The sequence below is a fragment of the Kitasatospora sp. NPDC098652 genome (assembly GCF_044760155.1).
Taxonomy (GTDB): Bacteria; Actinomycetota; Actinomycetes; order Streptomycetales; family Streptomycetaceae; genus Kitasatospora.
Genome location: NZ_JBIWAQ010000003.1, coordinates 20,893 through 42,692, shown reverse-complemented (window position 1 = coordinate 42,692; position 21,800 = coordinate 20,893). Strand labels below are relative to the sequence as shown.

Genomic DNA, 21,800 nt, shown 5'->3' with positions numbered 1-21,800 from the left:
GCGGGGGGGGGGGGGGGGGGGGGGGGGGGGGGGGGGGGGGGGGGCGGGGGGGGGGGGGGGGGGGGGGGGGGGGCCCCCCCCCCCCCCCCACCCCGGGTCCTTCTGCCACCGTCAGAATGCTCCCCGGCTGACGCCTGGATGGCGCCTCGGTGGCGCCCGGGATCAGAGCGAGTCGCAGTACCGCGCGAACGCGGCCTGGGTCCCGGCGCCGGCCAGGCCGCCGACGGCGATGCAGGCCACGGCCGTGGCACCGACGACCGCCTTCATCAGAACGTTCGAGCGCATGTGCAGCCCCCTTCGGTACACCCGTGGGACGGGTGGGTTGTCTGGACACCGTCACTCTGGCACGGAGACCGCCGCCCACGAACCGAACCGGTCCGGATGGCCGGTACTGCGCCCTCACTGGCCGACCGGCGGAGCTTCGAACCCGAACCTCCGCCTCCACCTACGGATCCGCCCGCCCCGCCGGTGACCGCCCCGCCGGGCGGCCACCGGGTCAGGGCAGGACCGGTCACGCCCCGCCGACGGCGGGGTACTCGGCGTGCGGGTCGGCGGCGATCTGCCGGAGGGCCTCGAGGACCAGCTCGCCGAGCCGCGCCCCGGTGCCCGCCAGGGGGCTGTCCACCCCCACGGTGACGGACAGCGCGCGTTCCCCGGTGTGCGGGGAGCGGGTGAGTTCCAGCATCAGCGGGAAGCTGTGCCGGTCGGAGAACCACCAGTCGCCGGTGCGGATCCGGGCGAGCGCGTCGAGGTCGTCGAAGGCGTGGAAGTCGGTGTAGTTGAAGGCGACTTCGAACAGGCGGTGGTCGCGCCCGACCAGCTGCTGCATGGCGGCGAGCGGGTACCGCCGGTGCGGCTGCCGCTCCCGCTCGGCGTCGAACGCGGCCCGGGCGAGGTCGGCCCAGCGGCCACCGTCGACCCGGACGTGCACCGGCACCATGTTGAGCAGCAGGCCCAGGACGAGGTCCCCGCCCTCCTGCTCCATCCGGCCGTTGACCTGCATCGCGCCGACGGTGTCGGCGCGGCCGGTGAGCCGGCCCAGCGCCCAGGCGTGGGCGGCGTAGTAGACGCTCTTCGCCGGAATGCCCAACTCGGCTGCGACCAGGTCGAGTTCGGCGTCGAGCTCGGCCGGGAGCGGCGCGTGGAAGGCGAACTCGTCGGTGCTGCCGCCGCCGGGCAGGACCGGCAGCTCGGCGGCCGGTGCGGTGGCCGGGAGCAGCCCGGCCCAGTAGTCCCGGGCCGCCGGGTCGGCGAGGGCGGCCTGCTCGGCGGCGACGAAGTCGCGGTACCTGGTCCGCGGCAGCTCGGGCAGAGCGGCGTCCGTCGCGCCGAGCCGGGCGTCGTAGGCCAGCAGGAGTTCCGTCATCAGCCGGGCGAGGCTCCACCCGTCGAGGATGGAGTGGTGGACCGCCAAGGACAGTTGGAAGGCCTGCGGGCTGTCGTGCAGCACGGCGCAGCGCACCAGCGGCGGCTCGTCGAGGTAGAACGGATCCGCCTTCTCCCGCTCCCACCAGGCGTGCAGCAGGGCTTCGCGTTCCTTGTCGCCCAGCTCCGGGCCGTGGTGGCGGTCCTCGACCGTGAGCGGGACGAGGGCCTGCCGGTGCACCAGCTGCATCGGCTCGCGGAACCGGCCGAGGTGGAAGGAGGTCCGCAGGATCTCGTGCCGTCGGCCCAGGTCGGCGAGCGCGGCCTCCAGCGCGGTCCGGTCGAAGGCGCCGTCCACCCGGACGCTGATCAGGTCGTGGTACAGGCCCGACTCCTCGTCGTCCGCGAGCTCGCACTCGTAGACGATGGCCAGCTGCATCGCCGCGGTCGGGTAGGCGTCCGTCACGTCCTCGGGCAGCGAGTCCGGGTCGAGGTCGGCCAGGGTGGTGGAGAGCGGCGCCGGTTCGGCCGGTCCGGCCGGTTCCTCGGCGGTGGCGGTGAGCTCGCAGTGGCGGGCCAGCTCGGCAACCGTGGGATTGCGGAAGATGCTCTCGATGGTCACCGGCAGTCCGGCCGCCCGGGCGGCCACGCCGAGCCGGATGGCGATGATGGAGTCGCCGCCGACGGCGAAGAAGTTGGCGTGCACGTCGGGCTCGTCGCCGCGCAGTACCGTGTGCCACACCTCGGCGAGCCGGCGCTCCGTCTCGGTCCGCGGAGCGGTGCGGGCGGCCGGGGCGGCCTGGGTGCCCGGTGCGGCGGCCGCCTCGGTGCCGGGCGCCGGCAGCTGGGTCTTGTCGAGCTTGCCGTTGGCGGTGAGCGGCAGGGCGGGCAGCTGGACGAAGGCCGCCGGGAGCATGTGCGCGGGCAGTCGCTGCGCCAGTGCGGAGCGGACGGACTCCGCGTCGAGCGGCCGGCCGGGGGCGGGCACCAGGTAGCCGACCAGCCGCGGCACCCCGGGGGTGTCCTCGCGCAGCACACAGGCGGCGCTGCGCACCCCGGGCTGGTCGAGCAGTGCGCGCTCGATCTCGCCGAGCTCGATCCGGAAGCCGTGCAGCTTGATCTGCTGGTCGGCCCGGCCCCGGTACTCGAGTTCGCCGTCCGGCAGGCGGACGGCGAGGTCGCCGGAGCGGTAGAGCCGCTCGCCCGGGGCACCGAACGGGTCCTGGACGAAGCGCTCGTCGGTCAGCTCGGGGCGGTTGAGGTAGCCGCGGGCCACCCCCGGGCCGCCGATGTACATCTCGCCCTCGGTGCCCGGCGGGACCTCGGCCATCCGCTCGTCCAGGACGTGCACCCGCAGGTCGCCGATCGGGCGGCCGATCGGGCTGGTCGATCCGGTGAGATCGGCGATACCGATCGGACGGACGGTCACGTGGACGGTGGTCTCGGTGATCCCGTACATGTTGACCAGGCGCGGCCGGGCGGTGCCGTAGCCGCCGGCCCAGCCGCGCAGCATCGCCGGGTCGAGCGCCTCGCCGCCGAAGACGACCGTGCGCAGGGCGAGCGGCGGGAAGCCGGCGTCCTCGGCGACGGCGGCCAGGTGCCGGAAGGCCGTCGGCGTCTGGTTGAGGACGGTCACCTGCTCGGTGCGCAGGAGCTCCAGGAAGGCCATCGGGTCACGGCTGACCAGGTAGGGGACGAGGACGAGGCGGCCGCCGTACAGCAGCGGCCCCCAGAGCTCCCAGACCGAGAAGTCGAAGGCGATCGAGTGGAACAGGGTCCAGACGTCGTCGGCGTCGAAGCCGAAGTCCGCGGTGGTGGCGGTGAAGAGCCTGGTCACGTTGGCGTGGGTGACGACGACGCCCTTGGGCTTTCCGGTCGAGCCGGAGGTGTAGATCACGTAGGCGACGTTGTCCGGTCCCACCCCGGACCGCGGCGGCCGCACGGACTCGTCGTCGGCCGACCGGCCGTCCCCCGGCCCGCCGTCCTGCGGCCCGTCCCGGTGCGGTCCGTCCCCGAGCGGTCCGTCCCCGAGCGGCCCGTCCCCGAGCGGCCCGTCGAGCCGGACCAGGGTGCGCTCCGCGGAGCCGAGCAGCGGCTCGCAGGACTCGGCGTCCCCGACGAGCAGGCGGCAACCCGCGTCGGTGAGGGTGGCGTCCAGCCGGGCGGCCGGGTGGCGCGGGTCGAGCGGCAGGTAGCCGGCGCCGGACTTGAGGATGGCCAGCAGGCCGACGACCAGGTCGACGGTGCGCTCGGCGCACAGGCCGACGAGCTGTTCGACGTCGGCGCCGTGCCGGCGGAGGCGGTGCGCCAGCCGGTTGGCGGCCCGGTCGAGCTCGGCATAGCTGAGCCGGCGGGTGCCGTCGGTGACGGCGATCGCCTCCGGGTGGCGGGCGGCCACCTCGGCGAAGACCTCGTGCAGGCAGCGGCCCTGCCAGTCCGGTGCGCCGTTCGGCGTCGCGGCGGCGGCCTGCACGGGAACGGCCGAACGGTCCGGGCCAGTCGCGTGGTCGGGCCGGTCGAGGGCCGAGGCGAGCAGCTCCACGTACCGGTCGAGCAGGGCCGCGGTCCGCTGCTCGGTGAACAGGTCGGTGCTGTACTCGGCGCTCAGCACGAACTCCTCGCCGTCCTCGTGGACTTCGAGGGTCAGGTCGAACTTGGCGGTGCCGTTGTCCACGGTCCGCGGCCGCACGGTCAGGCCCGCCAGTTCGGCGTGCGGGCGCAGCGGCCCCTGGTAGGCGAGGGCGACCTGGGCCAGTGGGGTGCGGGAGAGGTCACCGGCCGGGGCGAACTCGGCGGCCAGCCGCTCGAAGGGCACGTACTGGTGCTCGACGGCGTCGAGTGCCGAACCGTGGGCTTCCTTCACGGCCTCCCGGAAGCTGCCGCCGCCCGGCCGCAGCCGGACCGGCACGGTGTTGGTGAAGAACCCGACGACGTCCTCCAGCGCGGGCTCCGGCCGGCCGTCCGTGGGGGAGGCGACCAGGAGGTCCTGGCGGCCGGTCAGTTCGCCTAGCAGCAGGCCGTACGCGGCGAGGCAGACCGCGTACGGGGTGGTGCGGGTGGCCGCGGCGAGCTCGCGGGCCGCCGTCAACAGGGCGGAGCCGGTGCGCCGGGTGACCCGGCGGCCGCGGTGGCTGCGGACCTCGGGGCGCGGGTGGTCCGCGGGGAGGTCGAGGGTGGTGGGGGCGTCCTGGAGGTAGCCGCGCCAGGGGGCGAGCCGGGCGTCGGCGTCCGGGGCGGCCGCGAGCTCCTGCTGCCAGTGGGCGAAGTCCCGGTAGGACAGCGCCGGTTCGGGCAGGGCTTCGTCCGGGCCGCCGGTGTGCCGCCGGTAGGCCCGGGCGAGGTCGCGGTCGATGACGTCCAGGGTCCGGCCGTCGGCGATCAGATGGGGGAGGACCAGCACCAGCAGGTGGTCGTCCTCGCCCAGCCGGAACAGGGCCGGCCGCGGCAGCGGCTCCCGGCCGAGGTCGATGTGCTCGGCGGCCAGTCGCGCCGCCCGGTCCAGGGCCGTCTGCTCGGGTGCCGGGTGCCCGCTCAGGTCGGTGGTGCGCAGCGGTACGCCGGCGTCGTGCACCCGGGTGTCGAGCTCGCCGTCGACGAGCAGGAAGGTGGTGCGCAGCTGCTCGTGCCGGCGGGCCACCGACGCCCAGGCGGCCTCCAGCGCCGCCCGGTCGAGCGGACCGTGCAACCGGGTGGCCGCCGCCACGTTGTAGGAGACGCCGGCGGCGGGGCTGAGGTGGTCGAGGAACCAGAGCCGGCGCTGGCCGAGCGAGTACGCGGGGCCCTCGCCGGGCGCCCGGCGCACCGGGGGCAGGGCGGCCGCCCGGGTCGGGGAGCCGTCCGCGCGGTGGCGCAGCCGCTGGTCGAGCAGGTGGGCCAGGCCGGTGACGGTCCGGGCCTCGAAGAGCTCCCGCACGGTGAGGTCGGCGCCGTGGCGCCCGCGGATCCTGGCGGCGACCCGCGCCGCGTGCAGGGAGTTCCCGCCGAGCTCGGTGAAGTCCACGGCGGGGTCGACGGCCGCCACCCCGAATATCTCGGCCCACAGCCGGGCCAGCTCGTCTCGGAGGCCGTCGGGGGAGGTCGGTGCGAGGTCCGGTCCCGTGGTCGTCCCGGGGTCGGTGGTCATGTGCTGGCGCTCCTGGAGTCTCGCGGGTGGCGACTGGGCGTCACCGGAAGGCGTACGAAGTGCGGCGGCCGATCTCGGCGAGGTGAGTGCGGGGTGCGGGGCGGGCAGGCCGTTGGGCACGGCCTGCCCGCAGGGGCGGACGAGCCGTCAGACGGCCTGTCCGACCGGCCGGATCACGACGGTGTTCACGTCGACGCCGGCCGGCTGGCGGACCGCCCACACGATGGAGTCGGCGATCTGGTCCGCGGTCAGGTTGAGGCCCTGGGGGGCGCCGCCGGCGCCCTCCCAGAAGTTGGTCTCCACCCGGCCGGGGGCGACCAGGGTGACGCCGATCCCGTCGGCGGTCACCATCCGGCGGGTGTTCTCGGCGAGGCCGGTCACCGCCCACTTGGTGGCGCCGTAGATGTTGCCGGGGGTGTAGACCACGCCGGCGACGCTGCCGATCAGCACGATCCGGCCCTTGGACTCCTTCAACGCGGCCAGCGAGGACCGGATGAGCAGGGCCGGGCCGAGCACGTTGGTGAGGACCATGTCGCGCCAGCCGGCCGGGTCGCCGTCGGCGAGCGAGTCGTGGGTGGCGTAACCGGCGTTGGCCACGACGGTGTCCAGCCGGCCGAAGGTGCGTACGGTGGCCTGGACGGCGGCCTCGACGGCCTCGTGGTCGGCGGCGTCGGCGGCGATGGTGAGCAGGGTGTCCGGCTTCGCGGCGGTCTCCTCCGCGAAGCGGGCGAGCCGGTCGCTGTCACGGCCGGTGACGGTCACCCGGTGGCCCTCGGCGAGCAGCCGGCGGGCGGTGGCGGCGCCGATGCCGCTCGAACCGCCGGTGATGAGGGTGACGGGGGAGTCGGTCATGAGGTGGTGCTCCTTGTTCTTCGGTGCAGCGCTCCGCGGTGCAGCGCTCCTCGGTTCGGCGCCCGTTGGTCCGGCGCTCTCGGTTACGGCCGCCCGGGCGGATCAGCGCGGCAGGCGACTGGTGAACCGTACCGGCAGGTCCTCCAGGCCGCGACTGATCGAACTGTCGGCGACCCAGGTCAACCGGTCCGCAGGGACGGCGAGTTCCAGCTCGGGCAGCCGGCGCAGCAGCGTCGCGAAGGCGATCTGGCCCTCCAGCCGGGCCAGCGGCGCGCCCGCGCAGAAGTGCGGGCCGTGACCGAAGGTCATGTGCCGGTTGGGGCTGCGGGTGATGTCGAAGCGGTCCGGGTCCGGGAAGACGGCCGCGTCGCGGTTGGCGCCGGACACCGAGAGGTGGACGAAGCTGCCGCTGGGGATCTCGACGTCGCCGATCCGGACGTCCTCGGTGGTGGTGCGCAGCGTGCCGCGGTCCACCGAGCCCTCGTAGCGGAGGAACTCCTCGACCGCGGGTTCCATCAGCTCCGGCCGGGAGCGCAGCAGTTCCAGCTGCTCGGGGTGGGTCAGCAGGGCCCACACGCCGTTGCCGATCAGGTTGGCGGTGGTCTTGTGGCCGGCGATGATCAGGAAGATCGCGGTGGAGATCAGCTCGGCGTCGGTGAACACGCCGTCCTCGTCGGCGGCCCGGACGAGGTCGCCGAGCAGGTCCTCCTGCGGCTCGGCGCGGCGCTTCGCCAGGACGTCGGTGAAGTACTCCACCACCGCGTCGTTGACCAGCTTGCGCTCGCGGGCCGCGTCGCCCTCCTGGCTCGGGTCCTGGCTCAGCACCTTGCCCCAGTGCTGGAACAACGGCCGGTCCTCGTACGGGACTCCGAGGAAGGCGCAGATGACCATCAGCGGCAGCGGCAGGGCGAAGGCGTCCAGCAGGTCGAGCTCGCCGGACTCCGGGAAGGCGTCGATCAGGTCGTCGGTGATCCGCTGGATCTGCGGGCGCAGCAGCTCCATCCGGCGCGGCACGAACGCGCGGCTGACCAGGCTGCGCAGCCGGGTGTGCTCGGCGCCGTCGGCGAGCAGCATGTTGCTGGCCAGCACCGAGCTGTTCTGCAGGGTCTGGTCGCGGAACCAGGCCGGGGCGGCGTCCAGTCGCTTGGACAGCCGGGGGTCGCCGAACGCGCGGGTGACGCTGTCGTGGTCGATCACCACGTAGGAGCCGTCGGCCCCGGCGGGGAAGTCGATCGGGTGCACCGCGCCCTGGGCGCGCAGCTCGGCGGTGGCCGGGTGCGGGTTCGGCCCCGGGTCGGTGACGAACTCGGTGGGGACGCGGAAGGGGCAGACGGCGCCGTCCGGACGGGCTTCCGGACGGGCTTCGGAACGGGTTTCGGACACGGTGATTCCCTCGACTAGGCGCATTCGGGCGGTCAGGAGGTGCTGCAACGCCGGGAACTGCTGGAGCTGCGGGTGTCAGGACGGGGCGCTGGCGAGCGCGTCGGGGTGGGGCAGCCGGCGGATCAGCCGGGTGAGGGTCGGCAGTGCCGCCAGCGACGAGACCAGGGCCATGAAGGCGAAGACCCAGGGCGCGCCGCCCAGGTCGAAGATCGAGCCGACCGCCAGGATGCCCAGTGGCTGGGCGACGTAGGACAGGAACATCACGGCGCCCATCACCCGGCCCTGGAGCCGGTCGGGCACCAGGACGGCGACGTACGCGAAGAAGAGCGCGTTGACGATCGGACCGCGCAGGAAGACACAGGCCAGCAGGACACCGAGCGGCAGCACTCCGGGCACGGTCATCAGCAGCACGGCGGCGACCGGGCCCAGCCAGGCCGCGGCGAGGAAGATCGTCGCGGGGCGCAGCCGGTTCAACACCCAGGTGGCCAGGGCCGCGCCGACCAGCCCGCCGGCGCCGGCGATGCTCAGCATCATGCCGATCTCGGGTTCCGAGGCGCCGCGCTCCTTGGCGGTGGCGATCAGCGCGAGGAAGGCCCCGGTGTGGTTGAAGGCCATGTTGGAGCCCATGATCCAGACGATCCAGATCACCAGCACCGGGCGGCCCAGGATGAACCGGAAGCCGTCGAGGGCCTTGCGGCGCTCGTCGTTGCCGGTCGGCGCCGCCTGCATCGGGCGCCGGATGAACAGCAGCGTCAGCGCCGAGCAGACGAAGGTCAGCGCGGTGGCGACGAAGGGCAGGGCCCGGGCGACCCCGAACAGCGAGCTGCCGATCGGGGCGCCGGCCACCGTCGCGCCGAGCGGCCGGATCTGGTTCTGGGCGGTCGCGCGGGTGAGTTGGGAGGCCGGCACCACCTGCTTGATCGCCGCGAGGGCGGGCGGTTCGGAGAGGCCGAGGCAGACCGCGGAGACCACGGCGAGGACGAAGACGGCCGGCACGTTCGTCCGGTCGGCCAGCACCAGCGCGCCGAAGAGCAGCAGCATCAGGGCCCGGGTGGCGTCGCAGGCGATCAGCAGCTTCCGGCGGTCCATCCGGTCGGCGAGGGTGCCGCCGGCGATCGACACGGCTCCGGTGACCATGAGCTGGGTCGCGCCGAGGGCGCCGGCGTAGGCGGCCTCACCGGTGATCGCGAGCATCAGCAGCGGATAGGCGACCTCGGCCGACTCCTTGCCCACGCTGGCGAGGAAGCGGCTGATCCACAGCGCCTGGAAGTCGCGGTTGCGGATCAGCGGCACGTCCTGGGCGGGGGTGTCCGGGGCGCTGCCTCCGGGGCCTGCCGCTCCGAGGGCCGAAGCTTCGGCGGTGCCGGGCTCGGCGGTGCTGGGTTCGACGGGCTTCACGGGGTCACTCACCTCCGGTCGCGGCCGTGGTCCCGGCCAGGATCGTCGCCAGGTGCGCGGCGACCGGACGGGCGTCGGGTTCGGCGAGGACCGACCAGTGGTCGCCGCGGACCGGGTGCACCTCCACCGACGTGTACAGCTGCCGCAGGTCGCGCCGCAGCAGGGCCGCGGCGCGTTCGTCGGCGGCCGCCTTGAGCACCACCGCCGGGCAGCCGACCGGGCGGGGCCGGTAGCGCAGCACGGCGCCGATGTTGGCGACGAACTGCCGCCGCAGCGCGGGGAGTCGGCGCAGTCGCCCGCCGACCGTGCCGGTGCCGAGGACGGCGTCCAGCTGGAGCCGCAGGTTCCCGGCGAGGAAGCCGGGGTCGGTGGCGATCGGCAGTCCGCGCCGGTCGGGCGCGAAGCCGTCGAGGCAGAACAGGACGTCGACCTCCGCTCCGGCGCGGGTGAGTTGCCGCGCCGTCTCGTGCGCCACCACCGCGCCGAAGGACCAGCCGCCGAGGGTGTACGGACCGGAGGGCTGCGCCTGCCGCAGCAGTGCCACGTTCCGGGCGGCGACGGCCTCGATGGTCACGGGCCGGCCGAACCGGCCGGTGCTGCCCACTGGTCGGTCGGCCCCGTCGGGTTCCAGCCCGAGGATCGGACGGGTGGTGTCGACGAGCGAGGCGAGGGTTCCGTAGCTGCCGGTGCTGCCCATCGCGTCGGCGGCGAGGAACAGCGGCCGGCCGACGCCCGAGCGCAGCGTCACCAGACCGGGCGGGGTGGGCGCGGTCTCGGTGGCGTGCTGCTCGACCAGCTTCACCAGCGCTCCGAAGGTCGGCGTCGCGGTGAAGTCGGCGACCGGGACGGCGGCCCCGGTGTGCCGGCGCACCTCGCTCATCAGGCTCACGAGCATCAGCGACTCGCCGCCGAGGGTGAAGAAGTCGTCGCCCTCGGCCGCGGACGCCACGCCCAGTGCCGTCCGCCAGAGGCGTTCCAGGACCTGGTGGACGGGCCCGGCCACCACGGTGGTCCGGGCGCGGGCCCGGGCGGGGCGCACGGGTTCGGTGGCCGGGTCCCGGGAGTCGAACGGGTGCGCCGGCAGGGAGGTCCGGAACGGCCGGTCCGCGCCGAGCAGTTCCTCCGGGTCGAGGTCGGCGCCGCGCTCCCAGAGTGCGCCGACGGCGAGCAGGAGTTCGCGCTCGCCGTCCCCGCCGCTGCGGCCGAGCAGCGGTACGGCGGTGCGGGCGGCGTCCCAGTCGCGGTGGCGTCGCAGGGCTCCGGTCATCGAGGTGCCGGGGCCGAGTTCGAGGAAGGTGTCGCAGTCCGCGGCGAGCACGGTGGCCAGGCCGTCGTCCAGCCGGACGGTGCGGCGCAGCTGCTCGGCCCAGTAGTCGGGCGTGCGGACGGCGCTGGGGTCGGCCCAGTCGCCGGTGGTGTTGGAGACCAGGCCCAGCCGGGGCTCCCGGCCGGGGACGGCGGCGACGGCCTCGCGCAGCGCCCGGCTCGCCGGCTCCATGGTCGCGGAGTGGAACGCGCGGCCGACGTCGAGCACCCGGACGTCGAGGCCCGCCAGGGCGTCGCCGGCCAGGAGTTCGTCCACGGCGGCGGCTGGTCCGGAGACCACGACCCGCTCCGGCCCGGCCACCGCGAGGGTGACGGCGCTTCCGGCGCCGATCCGGCGGGTCACCTCCTCGGGGGAGGCGGTGACGGCGGCCATCCGGCCGGGCTCGGTGTCCCGCATGGCGGTGGCCCGGGCGTGGACCAGCCGGGCCGCCTCGGCCGGGGTCCAGACCTCGGCGAGGGTCGCGGCGACGTACTCCCCGATGCTGTTGCCGAGCATCGCGGTGGGGGTGATGCCCCAGTCCGCGAGCTGCCGTCCGAGGGCGTGGCCGAGGGCCAGCAGCCCGAGTTGCTGGTGGACGGTGTCGCCGAACCAGTCGGCCGGTGCCCGCTCGGGGGTGACGACGGGGGAGAGGTCGAGCCCGCAGGTCTCCCGGACCACGGTGGACCACTCGTCGAAGGAGGCCCGGAAACCGGGGAGCAGCCGGTGGGCGGCCGCGCCGGCGGCGCCGGTCAGGGTGCCCTGGCCGGGGAACAGGAAGGCGACCCGGTCGAGCGTGGCCGGGGCCCGGGTGGCGGGTGCCTCCCGCAGCAGGCGGGCCGCCTCCTGCGGGCTGTCGGCCACCACGGCCCGGCGCCAGTCGTGCCGGCGGCGCCCGGCGAGGGTGCGGGCGGCCTCGGCGAGGGCGACGGACCCGGTGCCGCCCCCGGCCATGGCCGCGGCGTCGGACTCCAGCCGGTCCGCCAGGGCCTGGCCGAGCCGGTCCCGTCCGTCCGAGGAGGCGCCGGACACCGCGAGCAGCCGGTGCCCGGCCCGGGCGGCCGGGCGGCTGCGCTGCGGCGAACCGCCCAGCACCACATGGGCGTTGGTGCCGCCGACGCCGAAGGAGCTGACGGCGGCCAGCTTGTCGCCGCGCTCCGGCCAGGGCTGCAGTCGGTCGGCGATCCGGAACGGCGTCTCGGCCAGCCGCAGCAGCGGGTTGGGCCGCCGGTAGTGCAGGGTGGGGACCAGTTCGCCGTGCTCCATCATGAGCAGCGTCTTGATCATCCCCGCCACGCCGGAGGCGGAGCCGGTGTGGCCGAGGTTGCTCTTCACCGCGCCGATCCAGCACTGGCCGACGGCGTCGGTCGAGCGGCGGAACGCGTCGGTGAGGGCCTGGAGTTCCACCGGGTCGCCGATCCGGGTGCCGGTGCCGTGGGCCTCGACGTAGTCGAGGTCGGCCGGGTCGATCCCGGCCACCTTCTGGGCCAGCAGGATCGCCTCCCGCTGGCCGGGGATGGACGGCGCGGTGTAGCCGATCTTGTCCCCGCCGTCGTTGTTCAGCGCCGAGCCGAGGACCAGGCCGGCGATCCGGTCGCCGTCGCGCAGCGCGTCCTCCAGCCGCTTGAGGACGACGACGCCGACCCCCTCGCCGGGCACGGTGCCCGCGGACTCCTCGTCGAAGGGCCGGCAGTGCCCGTCGGGGGAGAGGATCCCGCCCTCCTGGTACAGGTAGCCGAACTCGCCGTGCGGGGCCAGCGAGACGCCGCCGGCCAGCGCCGCGTCGCACTCGTAGGCGAGCAGGCTCTGGACGGCCAGGTGCACCGCCACCAGTGAGGTGGAGCAGGCGGTCTGCACGGTGATGGCCGGGCCGCGCAGGCCCAGGCGGTAGGCGACCCGGCTGGTGAGGAAGTCCGGCCGCCCGCCGATGACCTGGGCCATCGGGTCGACGTCGTCGCGCGGCGGCAGGGTGCTGCCCTCGGCGCCGGCGAAGACGCCGATCCAGCCGGGGAAGCGGGTCGGGTCGATCCCGGCGTCGTCGACGGCCTGGGACGCGCACTCCAGGAAGATCCGGTGCTGCGGGTCGATGGTCGCGGCCTCGGCGCGGCTGTAGCCGAAGAACGACCAGTCGAAGCCGCGCGAGGCCGGCAGCACTCCGCGGGCCGGGACGTAGTCGGGCCGCCGGACCAGCTCCGGGTCGGCCCCGGCCGCCACCAGGGCGGCCGGGTCGAAGCGGGTGATCCCCTCGGTGCCGGACCGCAGGGCGGCCCAGTACGAGCGCACGTCCTCCGCGCCGGGGTAGCGGCAGGCCATGCCGACGACGGCGACGGCTCCCTCGGCGAGTTCGGCTTCGGTGTCCACGATCACCTTCCCGCGGCGCGCGGCCGCATCTTCCGACGGGCGGCGCCGCGCGCGTCCGCGTCCAGACCGGGGGCGGCGGCCGGCGCGGGCGCGGCCTGGGCCGGGCCCGCCGGGCCGGAGGCGGCCGCGAGGAAGCGGGCCATGGTCCGGATCGTCGAGTTCTCGAACAGGCGCTGGACCGGCAGCTCCACCGCGAAGGCGCGGCAGAGCTCGGCGTGCAGGGTCACCAGCTTGAGCGAGTTGCCGCCCCGGTCGAAGAAGTTGTCGTCCGGGCCGAGGTCGGCGGTGCCGAGCACCGTCGACCAGAGGGCGGTGACCCGCTCGACCACGTCCTCGGCGGCCGGGGCCGAGCCCGAGGCCGGGGCAGCGGCGGGGGTGGAGACGGGCGGGACGACGGGCGCAGCGACGGCCGGCGCGTTCGGCACCAGCCCGACGAGCGAGCGGGTGCGGTCCTCCAGGACGGCCTCCAGCACGGTCGCGTACCGCCGGGCCAGCTCGGCGGCCGCCTCGGCCGAGAGCCGGTCGCCCCGGTACAGCAGCGAGCCGGACATCCGCTCGCCGACCACGGTCAGGCCCAGGGTCAGCGCGAACTTGCCCACCGTCGCGGTGCCTTCGCCGACCGTCAGCGGCAGCAGCTCGTGGTCGCCCAGCCGGGCGGGCGCCTCGGCGTGCGCCTGCGGGGCGAGCACCACGTCGAGGTACGGCGTGGACCCGGCCGAGCGCGGCGGGTTGAGCGCGGTGACCACCGTCCCGAACGGGACGTGCTGGTCGTCCAGCGCGTCCAGGATGCCGTCCCGGGTGGCTTCGAGCAGGTCGGCGAGGGTGTCGCCGTCGGTGTGCCGGGAGCGCACCACGACGGTGTTCAGGCAGGGGCCGATGACGTCCTGGAACTCGGGCGAGGTCCGGGTGTCGGTCGGGAACCCGAAGGTGAGGTCGCTGCTGCCCGTCCAGCGGTGCAGGGTGCCGATCAGGGCGGCGGCGGCCACCATGAACCAGGACACGCCCAGCTCCTCCTGGAGCGGACGCATCCGCCGGAGCAGGTCCGCGGGCAGGTCGAGGGCGACACTGCCGTGCGGCTGCGGGGCGGGCGGCGCCGGTAGTGGGAGGCGGCTGGGCGCGCCGGTCAGCCGCTCCACCCAGCGGTCCAGGCCTTCGGGGTCGCCCTGCTCCACGGCCGCGACCAGGTCGCGGTACTGCTTGCCCGGCTCGGTCGAGGTGCCCTGGTAGCCGCGCTGGAGCTCGGCGAGGAGCAGCGGCAACGAGGAGATGTCGAAGACGATGTGATGGATCGTCAGGGTGAGGACCTGGCCGTCCGGAGTGTCGACCAGCCCTGCCCGGAGCAGCGGCCCGGCGGACAGGTCGAAGGGGCGGTCCGCCTCGGCACGCAGCAGCCCGTCGAGTTCGGACGCGCCGGCGCAGCGGTCCCGGCGGATCTCGGGTCGCCACGGCGCGCCGATGAGCTGGCGGACGCCGTCCGGCCCCTGTTCGAAGGTCGTGCGCAGCGCCTCGTGCCGTTCGACGACCCGGGCGAGTGCCTCGGCGAGCCGCGCCGGGTCGAGCTCACCGGTCAGCCGCCAGGCGAACGGCACGTTGTAGCGGCCGGGTTCGGGGTCCAGTCGCTCGGCCAGCCAGATCTGCTGCTGGAAGCCCGAGGCCGCGGACTCCTCGCGCGCGGCGGCGGGTGCGGCGGGCGTCGCCGTGGCGCCCCGCTGGGCGTCGATGTGGGCCGCGAGGTCGGACAGGACGCCGTGCTTGAACAGGTCGCGCAGTTTCAGCCGTACGCCCAGCCGCTCGCGGATCCGGGCCAGCAGGGTGACCCCGCGCAGCGAGTGGCCGCCCAGGGACCAGAAGGAGGCGTCGCCCGAGGTGACCGGCCGTTCCAGCAGCTCGGTCCACATCTCGGCGAGGAACAGCTCGGTGGCCGTGGTCAGTTCGCGCCCCGGGGCGTCCGGCTGCCCGGCGGGGGCGGCCGCCGTTCCGGCCTGCTCCAGGAGTTCGAGCATCCGGGCCCGGTCGGCCTTGCCGGTCGGGCCGATCGGCAGCTCGGAGAGGACCAGCCAGCGCGCCGGGACCATGTACCCGGGCAGCCGCTCGGCCAGCCGGGCCGACAGGGCCGCGGGCAGGTCGTCCCCGGCCGGCTCCGACGCGGCGCCGACCACGGCGCAGCCGGCCAGTTCGGCGGCGGTGCCCTCGCCCAGCTTCTCCACGAAGGCGGCCTCGACGAGCCCGGTCGCGACGGCGGCCTGCTCGATCTCCTCCAGCTCGATCCGGAACCCGCGCAGCTTCACCTGGCGGTCCCGGCGGCCGGTCATCTCCAGCGCGCCGTCCGGGAGTTCGCGGGCCAGGTCGCCGGTGCGGTAGATCCGCTCGCCGGTGCGCGGCTCGGTGACGAAGCGCTCGGCGGTCAGCTCGGCCCGGCCCAGGTAGCCCAGCGCCACGCCGGGGCCGCCGAGGCACAGCTCTCCGGGCTCGCCCGGCGCCACCGGGGCGAGGTCGTCGTCGAGCACGTACGCGGTGGTCTGCTGCAGCGGGTGCCCGATCGGGACCCGCTCGCGGCCGGCCAGGCTCTCGGCGGTGCACTCGAACCAGGTGGCGAACGCGGTGGCCTCGGTGGGGCCGTAGCCGTTGACCAGGCGGGCGGGCGGCCCGGCGGCCAGGACCCGCAGGGTCGCGGCCAGGTCCAGCTGCTCGCCGCCGACCACCAGGTTGCGCAGCGGCGCGAAGGCGTCGGGCTGCTCCCAGGCCACGGTGTGGAACAGCGAGGTGGTGAGGAACATCGTGGCGATCCGGGCCTCGCGGACCAGCGCCGTCCACTCGTCCAGGGTGAGGTCGGTGAGCAGCGGCAGCGGGACGATGGTGCCGCCGGAGGTCAGCGTGGACCAGATCTCGCAGGTGGTGACGTCGAAGGCGGGGTTGCAGGTGTTGGCCACCCGGTCACCGGGCTCGATCGGGCAGTAGACGGCCCCCTCGACCAGGCGGATGACCGCGCGGTGCGGCACCAGGACGCCCTTCGGGCGGCCGGTCGAGCCGGAGGTGTAGCAGACGTAGAGGGGGTCCTCGCCGCCCGCCGCCGGGTGTGCGGGGCCGGGCTGCGCCTGTCCGGGCTGAGACGCACCGGGCTGCGGCTCGCCAGTGCCCGGGTCGGCGTCCGCGGTCAGCACGGTGAGCCCGGCGGGCATCCGCCGCCGGCTGCCGACCACGGCGGCGGCCGCGCCGGAGCCGGCGATGATGTCGGCCACCCGGTCCTCGGGGGCACCGGCGTCCAGCGGCAGGTACGCGGCGCCGCTGCGGGCGATGCCGAGGAAGGCCACCACCAGCTCGACCGACCGGTCCAGGTCGACGGCGACGACCGCGCCCCGGCCGACCCCGGCCGCGGCCAGCCGGTCGGCGAGCGTGCCGGCCCGGTGCCACAGCTGGGCGTACGTCAGGGCGGCGCCGGTGACCGGGTCCTGGACGGCAGGGGCCTCGGGCCGGGCCAGGACCTGGGCGGCGACCAGGTCGGTGACGCTCCGGCCGGAGACGGCCCGGCCCGTTCCGGCGGCGCTGTCGACGCGCAGGGCCGGATCGCCGAGGCGGTCGCGGTCGATCTTCCCGTTGCGGGTGAGCGGCAGCTCGGAGAGGAACACCAGCTCGGCCGGGACCATGAACCCGGGCAGCCGCTCGGCCAGGCCCCGGCGGACCGACTCGCGGTCGGGGACGGCGCCGGAGGCGACGGCGTAGGCGAGGATGCGGCCGCTGCCGTCGTCGAGCTTCTCGACCGCGACGGCGGCTTGGGCGATCCCCGGGTGCGCGGTGACGGCGGCCTCGATCTCTCCGGGCTCGATCCGGAACCCGTTGATCTTCACCTGGCGGTCGGCACGGCCCAGGTAGCGCAGGTTCCCGTCCTCGCCCCAACGGGCGAGGTCACCGGTGGCGTACATGCGGTCGCCGGGGGCGCCGAAGGAGTCGGCGAGGAAACGTTCCTCCGTGAGATCCGGCCTGGCGGCGTACCCCAGGGCGACGCCCTCCCCGCCGATGTACAGCTGGCCCGCGACGCCGGGCGCCACCGGCGCGCCGTTCTCGTCGAGGACGTACACGCGGGTGTTGTCCATCGGGCTGCCGATCGGGACGTCGTCGCCCAGCGGCGGGCCCGGGTGGATCCGGTAGCGGGTCGCGAAGGTCGTGGTCTCGGTCGGGCCGTAGCCGTTGACGAGGGAGATGCCGGGGCAGGCGGCGACCACCTGGGACACCGCGAGCGGGGAGACCACGTCGCCGCCGACCCAGACCTCGCGCGCCCCGTCGAGGCAGCCCGGGTCTCCGGCGGCCAGCGCGCCGAACAGCCCCGCCGTCAGCCAGAGTCCGGTGACCCGGCCGCCGCCGACCAGCCGGCGCAGCAGCACGGCGTTGACCGCCTCGGGGGCGACCACGACCCGGCCGCCGGACAGCAGCGGCACCCAGAGCTCGTAGGTGGAGGCGTCGAAGGCGTGCGGGGAGTGGAACAGCACCCGTTCGTGGGCGCCGCCGCGCCAGATCCGGTCGGAGGCGAGCGCCACCACGTTGCGGTGGGTGACCTGGACGCCCTTCGGCTCGCCGGTGGAACCGGAGGTGTGCATCACGTAGAGCACGCTGTCGGGGCCGGGGAGCGGGTCGGCCTCGGTGGCTGCGGTGCCCACGGCGTCGGGCGTGTCCAGGGCAGTGCCGTCCGCAGTGCCGTCCGCGGTGTCGTGCGCGGCGCCCGGGCCCACCAGCAGGGTCCGCCCCTCGGCGGCGAGGGCGTGGTGCTCGGTCGTGCCGTCGACCAGGAGCAGCGCGCAGTCCAGCCGGTGCAGGATCGAGCGCAGCCGGGACTCGGGTGAGCGGAGGTCCAGCGGCACGTAGGCGGCGCCGGTCTTGGCCACCGCGAGCAGGGCCACCACCAGCGCGGCCGAGCGTTCCATCAGGACGGCGACCCGGTCCCCGGGCCGTACCCCGTCCCCGGCCAGGCGCCGGGCGAGCACGTCCGCCCTGGTGTTCAAGTCCGCGTAGCTGAGGAGCTCGCCGTCGGCGGCCTCGATCGCGACGGCGTCGGGGGTCTCGGCCACCTGCTTCTCGAAGACCTGCGGGAGGCTCCCCTCCGGGAGGGGAGCCGCCGTGTCGTTCCGCTCTCTCAGCCACGCTTCCATGTCAAGTCCTCACGAAGGGCATGCCCAGGGCGGTGGGCATGAAGGTCCGGATGATGGGAGTCGGCCCGGGCGCGCGACGGCAGCCCACGGGCGGACGGCCCCAGGGGGGACCGCCCGGACCGCGTGCGCGGGGTACGGCTCAGGGATTCTCGACGGTGGTCGCTCGGGCGGGCGTGCGGGGCGCCGCACGGCAGGGAGCGAACGGGGGCGCGGGGCACGCGGGGCCGTCGGGCGCGCGGAGGCGCCGGGTGGCGGGCGCCCGTGGGCTAGGCCGTCACACGGGGCGGGGGAGGCGACAGCCGCCCGAGGGGTGAACTGCCTCGGGTGAGAGCGTCGTTCGAGTTGAACCCACTGTGCCTGTCCCCCTGTGAACCAAAAGATGATCGTGTCGCGTCAACAACGTAAGGATCATTCGTCGCGCCGGACAAGGGCCTCCCGGCTTCTGGCCGGAATGCTTCGGTCCGGCTGGGCACTGGGTGCCACTTCGAGGGCCATCGGTCCGTGGCGGTCCGGTGGCGGGGAGTGACAGTGGGCCGTCGGTCGTGGGCGGACGGGTGTGCCGGTGCGCGGGATCCGGGCCCTGGTCGGGGAGGTGGCCGTCGGGCTGACCTCCTCGTTCACGCCACGGGGTACGTCGGGTGGAGGTCCGGTGAGCGGGTCGCGGCGGTTTCCCGGAGGTGCGTCGAGGCCCTGCCCCGGGGTGGGCCGCGCGGGGAGGTGTGGCTGAAAATCTTCGACGCTGACACCTTGTCAGCTTCGATCCGCCGGTGGCAGGGGCCGAGGGTCTTGGTTTCCGTGCCCGGCGGGGGCCGGCGGGCCGCCGTCCGCCGGGGCCCGTGGCCCTTCCCGCCACCTCGCGCGCCCCGCCGGGCTCCGTGCCTACGATCGGAGGAGCCTCCCGCTCGCCGGACGAGCGCGTGGGTGCAGGCGAGACGGAAGCCAGGTGGCCGATGGCCCCGAGGTCCGCGCAGTGGCCGCCGTACGTGCGGCTGGCGCCGTGGTTGCTGATCGTCGGCGGGCTGGTGTGGGACGCGCTGGACCCGGCCGACTACTGGGGCGACCCGATGCTGGCGGCGGCGGCCGTGCTGGCCGGGGCGCTGCTGTCGCTGCGGGACGTCGTCGCGGTGGCGCTGGCGAACGTGGCCGGGATCCTGGTGCTCTCCGCGCGGGACGGCTCGATCGGGACCGGGAGCGGCTACCTGGAGCTGGTCAACACCGCCTTCGCCGCGCTGCTGGGCATCGGGGTGAACCGGCTGGTGGCCCGGCACGGGCGCCGGCTGGAGCGGGTGCGGTCGGTGGCGGAGGCCGCGCAGCGGGCGGTGCTGCCGGAGCCGCCCGGGCGGGTGGCGGGGCTGGAGGTCGCGGCCTGCTACCGGGCGGCGCAGGACGAGGCGCTGATCGGCGGGGACGCGTACGCGTTGCAGGCCACTCCGTACGGGGTGCGGGTGCTGATCGCGGACGTGCGGGGCAAGGGGCTGCACGCGGTGGGGGCGGTGTCGGTGCTGCTGGGGGCCTTCCGGGAGCTCGCGCACCGGGAGCCGGACCTCGCCGGGCTCGCGGAGGCCCTGGAGCGCACGCTGGCCCGGGAGAGCGCCGGGCTGGGCGAGGAACTGCGGCTGGAGGGGTTCATCACCGCGCTGCTGGTGGAGTTCCCGCCGGGGGAGGCGGTCGCCCGGACGGTGGACTGCGGCCACCCCGGGCCGTACCTGCTGGACGGCGGCGGGGCGGGGGTGAGCCGGTGGGACGCGGCCGACCCGGGGCTGCCGCTCGGGATGGGCGCACTGGGGGCGGGTTGGCCCGAGGTGGAGACCAGGCCCTTCCCGCCGGGGAGCACGCTGCTGCTGGTGACCGACGGGGTCACCGAGGCGCGGGACGCGGCGGGGGAGTTCTACGACCCGGTGCGCGGACTGGCGCCGCTCGGGCCCTTCGCGGGGGCGGAACAGGCAGTCGCGGCACTGGTGGCGGACGTGGCCCGGTGGACGGGCGGCCCGCGGGACGACGACATGGCGGTGCTGGCGGTCACCCGGCTCCCGCGGGCGAATCCTCCGGCTCAGGTGGCTCCGTTGGCTCCGGTGGACCCGGCCGGCTGAGCGGGGCGAGCTGAGTGCGGCGGGCCGAGGGCGGCGACCGAGAGTGGCGGGGCACGGCTCCGAACGGTTACGCCGATATCACGGTGAGGTTACGGAAGCTGCCTACTCCATGGATTCCGGCCAAGTTGGCGGGTGTTGGCCGGTGGCCGGAAAGCGGGTGTCCGGATACCGGACGAGGAAATGGACGCCCTGGTCGGGAGCCGTCCGGGAAACCCCGGAGACCGGTGAAGGCCTTGGCGGGCAGGCCGGGCCGGGTGTGCGCGGGAGCGGCGCCGGGGGATAAGGGCTCGTAAGGGAGGTGCCGGGGCCGGTCACCGTGGTGGCGGGATCCGGCCGAGCCGGGGAACGTCCGGAAAGGGACCTGTTGCTTGCCCCGTGTCGAATGCGTGACCGAGAGTCGCATCGATGAACGAGAAGCCTCACCCCCGCCAGGCCCGTCTGTTCGGCCACCGCGACTTCCGGCTCCTGCTGTCCGGGGCAGCGGCGGCCCAGACGGGCAGTCAGGTCACCCTGGTCGCCCTGCCCTTGGTGGCGGTGGTGGTGCTCGACGCCACCCCCTTCGAGGTCGGCCTGCTCACTGCCGCCGAGACCGCGGCCTTCCTGCTGGTCGGCCTGCCGGCCGGCGCCTGGCTGGACCGGATGCGCAAGCTCCCGGTGCTGATCCGCGCCGACGTGGTGCGCTGCCTCGCGGTCGGCTCGATCCCGCCGGCGGCGGCCTTCGGGGTGCTCACCATGCCCCAGCTCTACCTGGTCGCGCTGGTCACCGGGGTGGCCACGGTCTTCTTCGACGTGGCCCACCAGTCCTTCCTGCCCGCCGTCCTGCCGCGCGAGCAACTGGTCGCCGGAAACGGCGCTCTGGAGACCGTCCGCTCCTCGGCGCAGATCGCCGGGCCGGGCCTGGGCGGCGGGCTGGTCCAACTGCTCGGCGCACCGCTCGCCATCGTGGCCGACGCCTGCGGCTACCTCGCCTCGGCACTGCTGCTGGCCCGGATCCGGGTCGAGGAGGAGCTGCCGGAACCGGAGCCCGGGCGCTCGCTGCGGGCCGAGGTGGCCGAGGGCGTGCGCTTCGTGCTCGGGCACCCGCTGCTGCGGGCGATCGCCACCGCCACCGCCGTGTCCAACCTGTTCGCCGCCGTGCTGATGGCCGTTCAGACCGTCTTCTGGGTACGGGTGCTCGACCTGTCGCCCGGGGCCATCGGCGCCCTGCTGTCGGCCTCCGCCGTCGGCGGGCTGGCGGGCGCGCTGTGCGCGGGGCAGCTGTCCCGCTGGGTCGGGCAGGCCCGACTGATCTGGCTGGCCACCGTGGTCACCGCGCCGTTCGCGCTGCTGTGGCCGCTGTCCGGCGGCGGCCCCGGCGCCGTGCTGTTCGGCGTCGGCTCCGGCGTGGTGCTGTTCGGCGCGGTCGCCTACAACGTCGCCCAGGTGAGCTTCCGGCAGAGCGTCTGCCCGCCCGAACTGCTCGGGCGGATGAACGCCACCATGCGCTTCCTGGTCTGGGGCACCCTGCCGATCGGCGCCCTCGGCGGCGGGGCCGTCGCCGACTGGGCCGGGCCGCGCGCCGCGCTGTGGCTGTGCGCGCTGGGATTCCTGCTGGTGCCGGTGCCGCTGCTGCTCTCGCCGCTGCGGCGGATGCGCGACCTGCCCACGGCGCCGGCCGGACCCGGCGGCGAGGGCGGCGAGGGCGGCCAGGACGGCGAGGGCAGGGAGAGCAGCGAGGGCAGCCAGGACGACGCCCAGCAGCCCGCGGCGAGCCCCAGCACCACCTGACCGACCGAACGTGATCG

General features: G+C 75.3%; 9 protein-coding genes. 2 read left to right on the top strand and 7 right to left on the bottom strand.

Going from position 1 to position 21,800, the window contains the following annotated elements:
- Positions 1-162 precede the first annotated feature (162 nt).
- The 7 genes from ACIQWA_RS08255 to ACIQWA_RS08225 form a co-directional block, all read right to left on the bottom strand.
- Complete coding sequence (locus tag ACIQWA_RS08255; protein ID WP_402479796.1) at positions 163-285, bottom strand: hypothetical protein; 123 nt, start codon at positions 283-285, stop codon at positions 163-165.
- A gap of 226 nt (positions 286-511) precedes the next feature.
- Positions 512-5,488, bottom strand: a complete 4,977-nt coding sequence (locus ACIQWA_RS08250; protein ID WP_402479794.1) for an amino acid adenylation domain-containing protein — start codon at positions 5,486-5,488, stop codon at positions 512-514.
- Between the two features lie 147 nt (positions 5,489-5,635).
- Positions 5,636-6,340, bottom strand: a complete 705-nt coding sequence (locus ACIQWA_RS08245) for an SDR family oxidoreductase (RefSeq protein ID WP_402479791.1) — start codon at positions 6,338-6,340, stop codon at positions 5,636-5,638.
- 102 nt (positions 6,341-6,442) lie between these two features.
- Complete coding sequence (locus ACIQWA_RS08240) at positions 6,443-7,723, bottom strand: cytochrome P450 (protein ID WP_360229368.1); 1,281 nt, start codon at positions 7,721-7,723, stop codon at positions 6,443-6,445.
- A 75-nt stretch (positions 7,724-7,798) separates the two neighbouring features.
- Entirely contained in the window at positions 7,799-9,121 is a 1,323-nt protein-coding gene (locus tag ACIQWA_RS08235) for an MFS transporter (RefSeq protein ID WP_402479788.1), read from the bottom strand.
- Positions 9,122-9,125: 4 nt separating this feature from the next.
- Positions 9,126-12,785 (bottom strand): type I polyketide synthase, encoded by a 3,660-nt coding sequence (locus tag ACIQWA_RS08230; RefSeq protein ID WP_402479785.1) that lies wholly within the window; start codon positions 12,783-12,785, stop codon positions 9,126-9,128.
- A 2-nt stretch (positions 12,786-12,787) separates the two neighbouring features.
- On the bottom strand, positions 12,788-17,926 hold the full coding sequence (locus tag ACIQWA_RS08225; RefSeq protein ID WP_402479782.1) for an amino acid adenylation domain-containing protein: 5,139 nt from the start codon (positions 17,924-17,926) through the stop codon (positions 12,788-12,790).
- A 950-nt stretch (positions 17,927-18,876) separates the two neighbouring features.
- Here ACIQWA_RS08225 and ACIQWA_RS08220 point away from each other — a divergent pair.
- The gene (locus ACIQWA_RS08220; RefSeq protein ID WP_402479779.1) at positions 18,877-20,016 is read left to right on the top strand and encodes a PP2C family protein-serine/threonine phosphatase; all 1,140 of its coding nucleotides are present in this window, start codon (positions 18,877-18,879) and stop codon (positions 20,014-20,016) included.
- A 405-nt stretch (positions 20,017-20,421) separates the two neighbouring features.
- Positions 20,422-21,783, top strand: coding sequence for an MFS transporter (locus tag ACIQWA_RS08215; protein WP_402479777.1), 1,362 nt, complete (start codon positions 20,422-20,424; stop codon positions 21,781-21,783).
- Positions 21,784-21,800: the final 17 nt, after the last annotated feature.

Coding starts and splice junctions, on each gene's coding strand:
- ACIQWA_RS08255 (WP_402479796.1), bottom strand. CDS start 285: ATGCGCTCGAACGTTCTGATGAAGGCGGTCGTCGGTGCCACGGCCGTG.
- ACIQWA_RS08250 (WP_402479794.1), bottom strand. CDS start 5,488: ATGACCACCGACCCCGGGACGACCACGGGACCGGACCTCGCACCGACC.
- ACIQWA_RS08245 (WP_402479791.1), bottom strand. CDS start 6,340: ATGACCGACTCCCCCGTCACCCTCATCACCGGCGGTTCGAGCGGCATC.
- ACIQWA_RS08225 (WP_402479782.1), bottom strand. CDS start 17,926: ATGGAAGCGTGGCTGAGAGAGCGGAACGACACGGCGGCTCCCCTCCCG.
- ACIQWA_RS08220 (WP_402479779.1), top strand. CDS start 18,877: ATGGCCCCGAGGTCCGCGCAGTGGCCGCCGTACGTGCGGCTGGCGCCG.
- ACIQWA_RS08215 (WP_402479777.1), top strand. CDS start 20,422: ATGAACGAGAAGCCTCACCCCCGCCAGGCCCGTCTGTTCGGCCACCGC.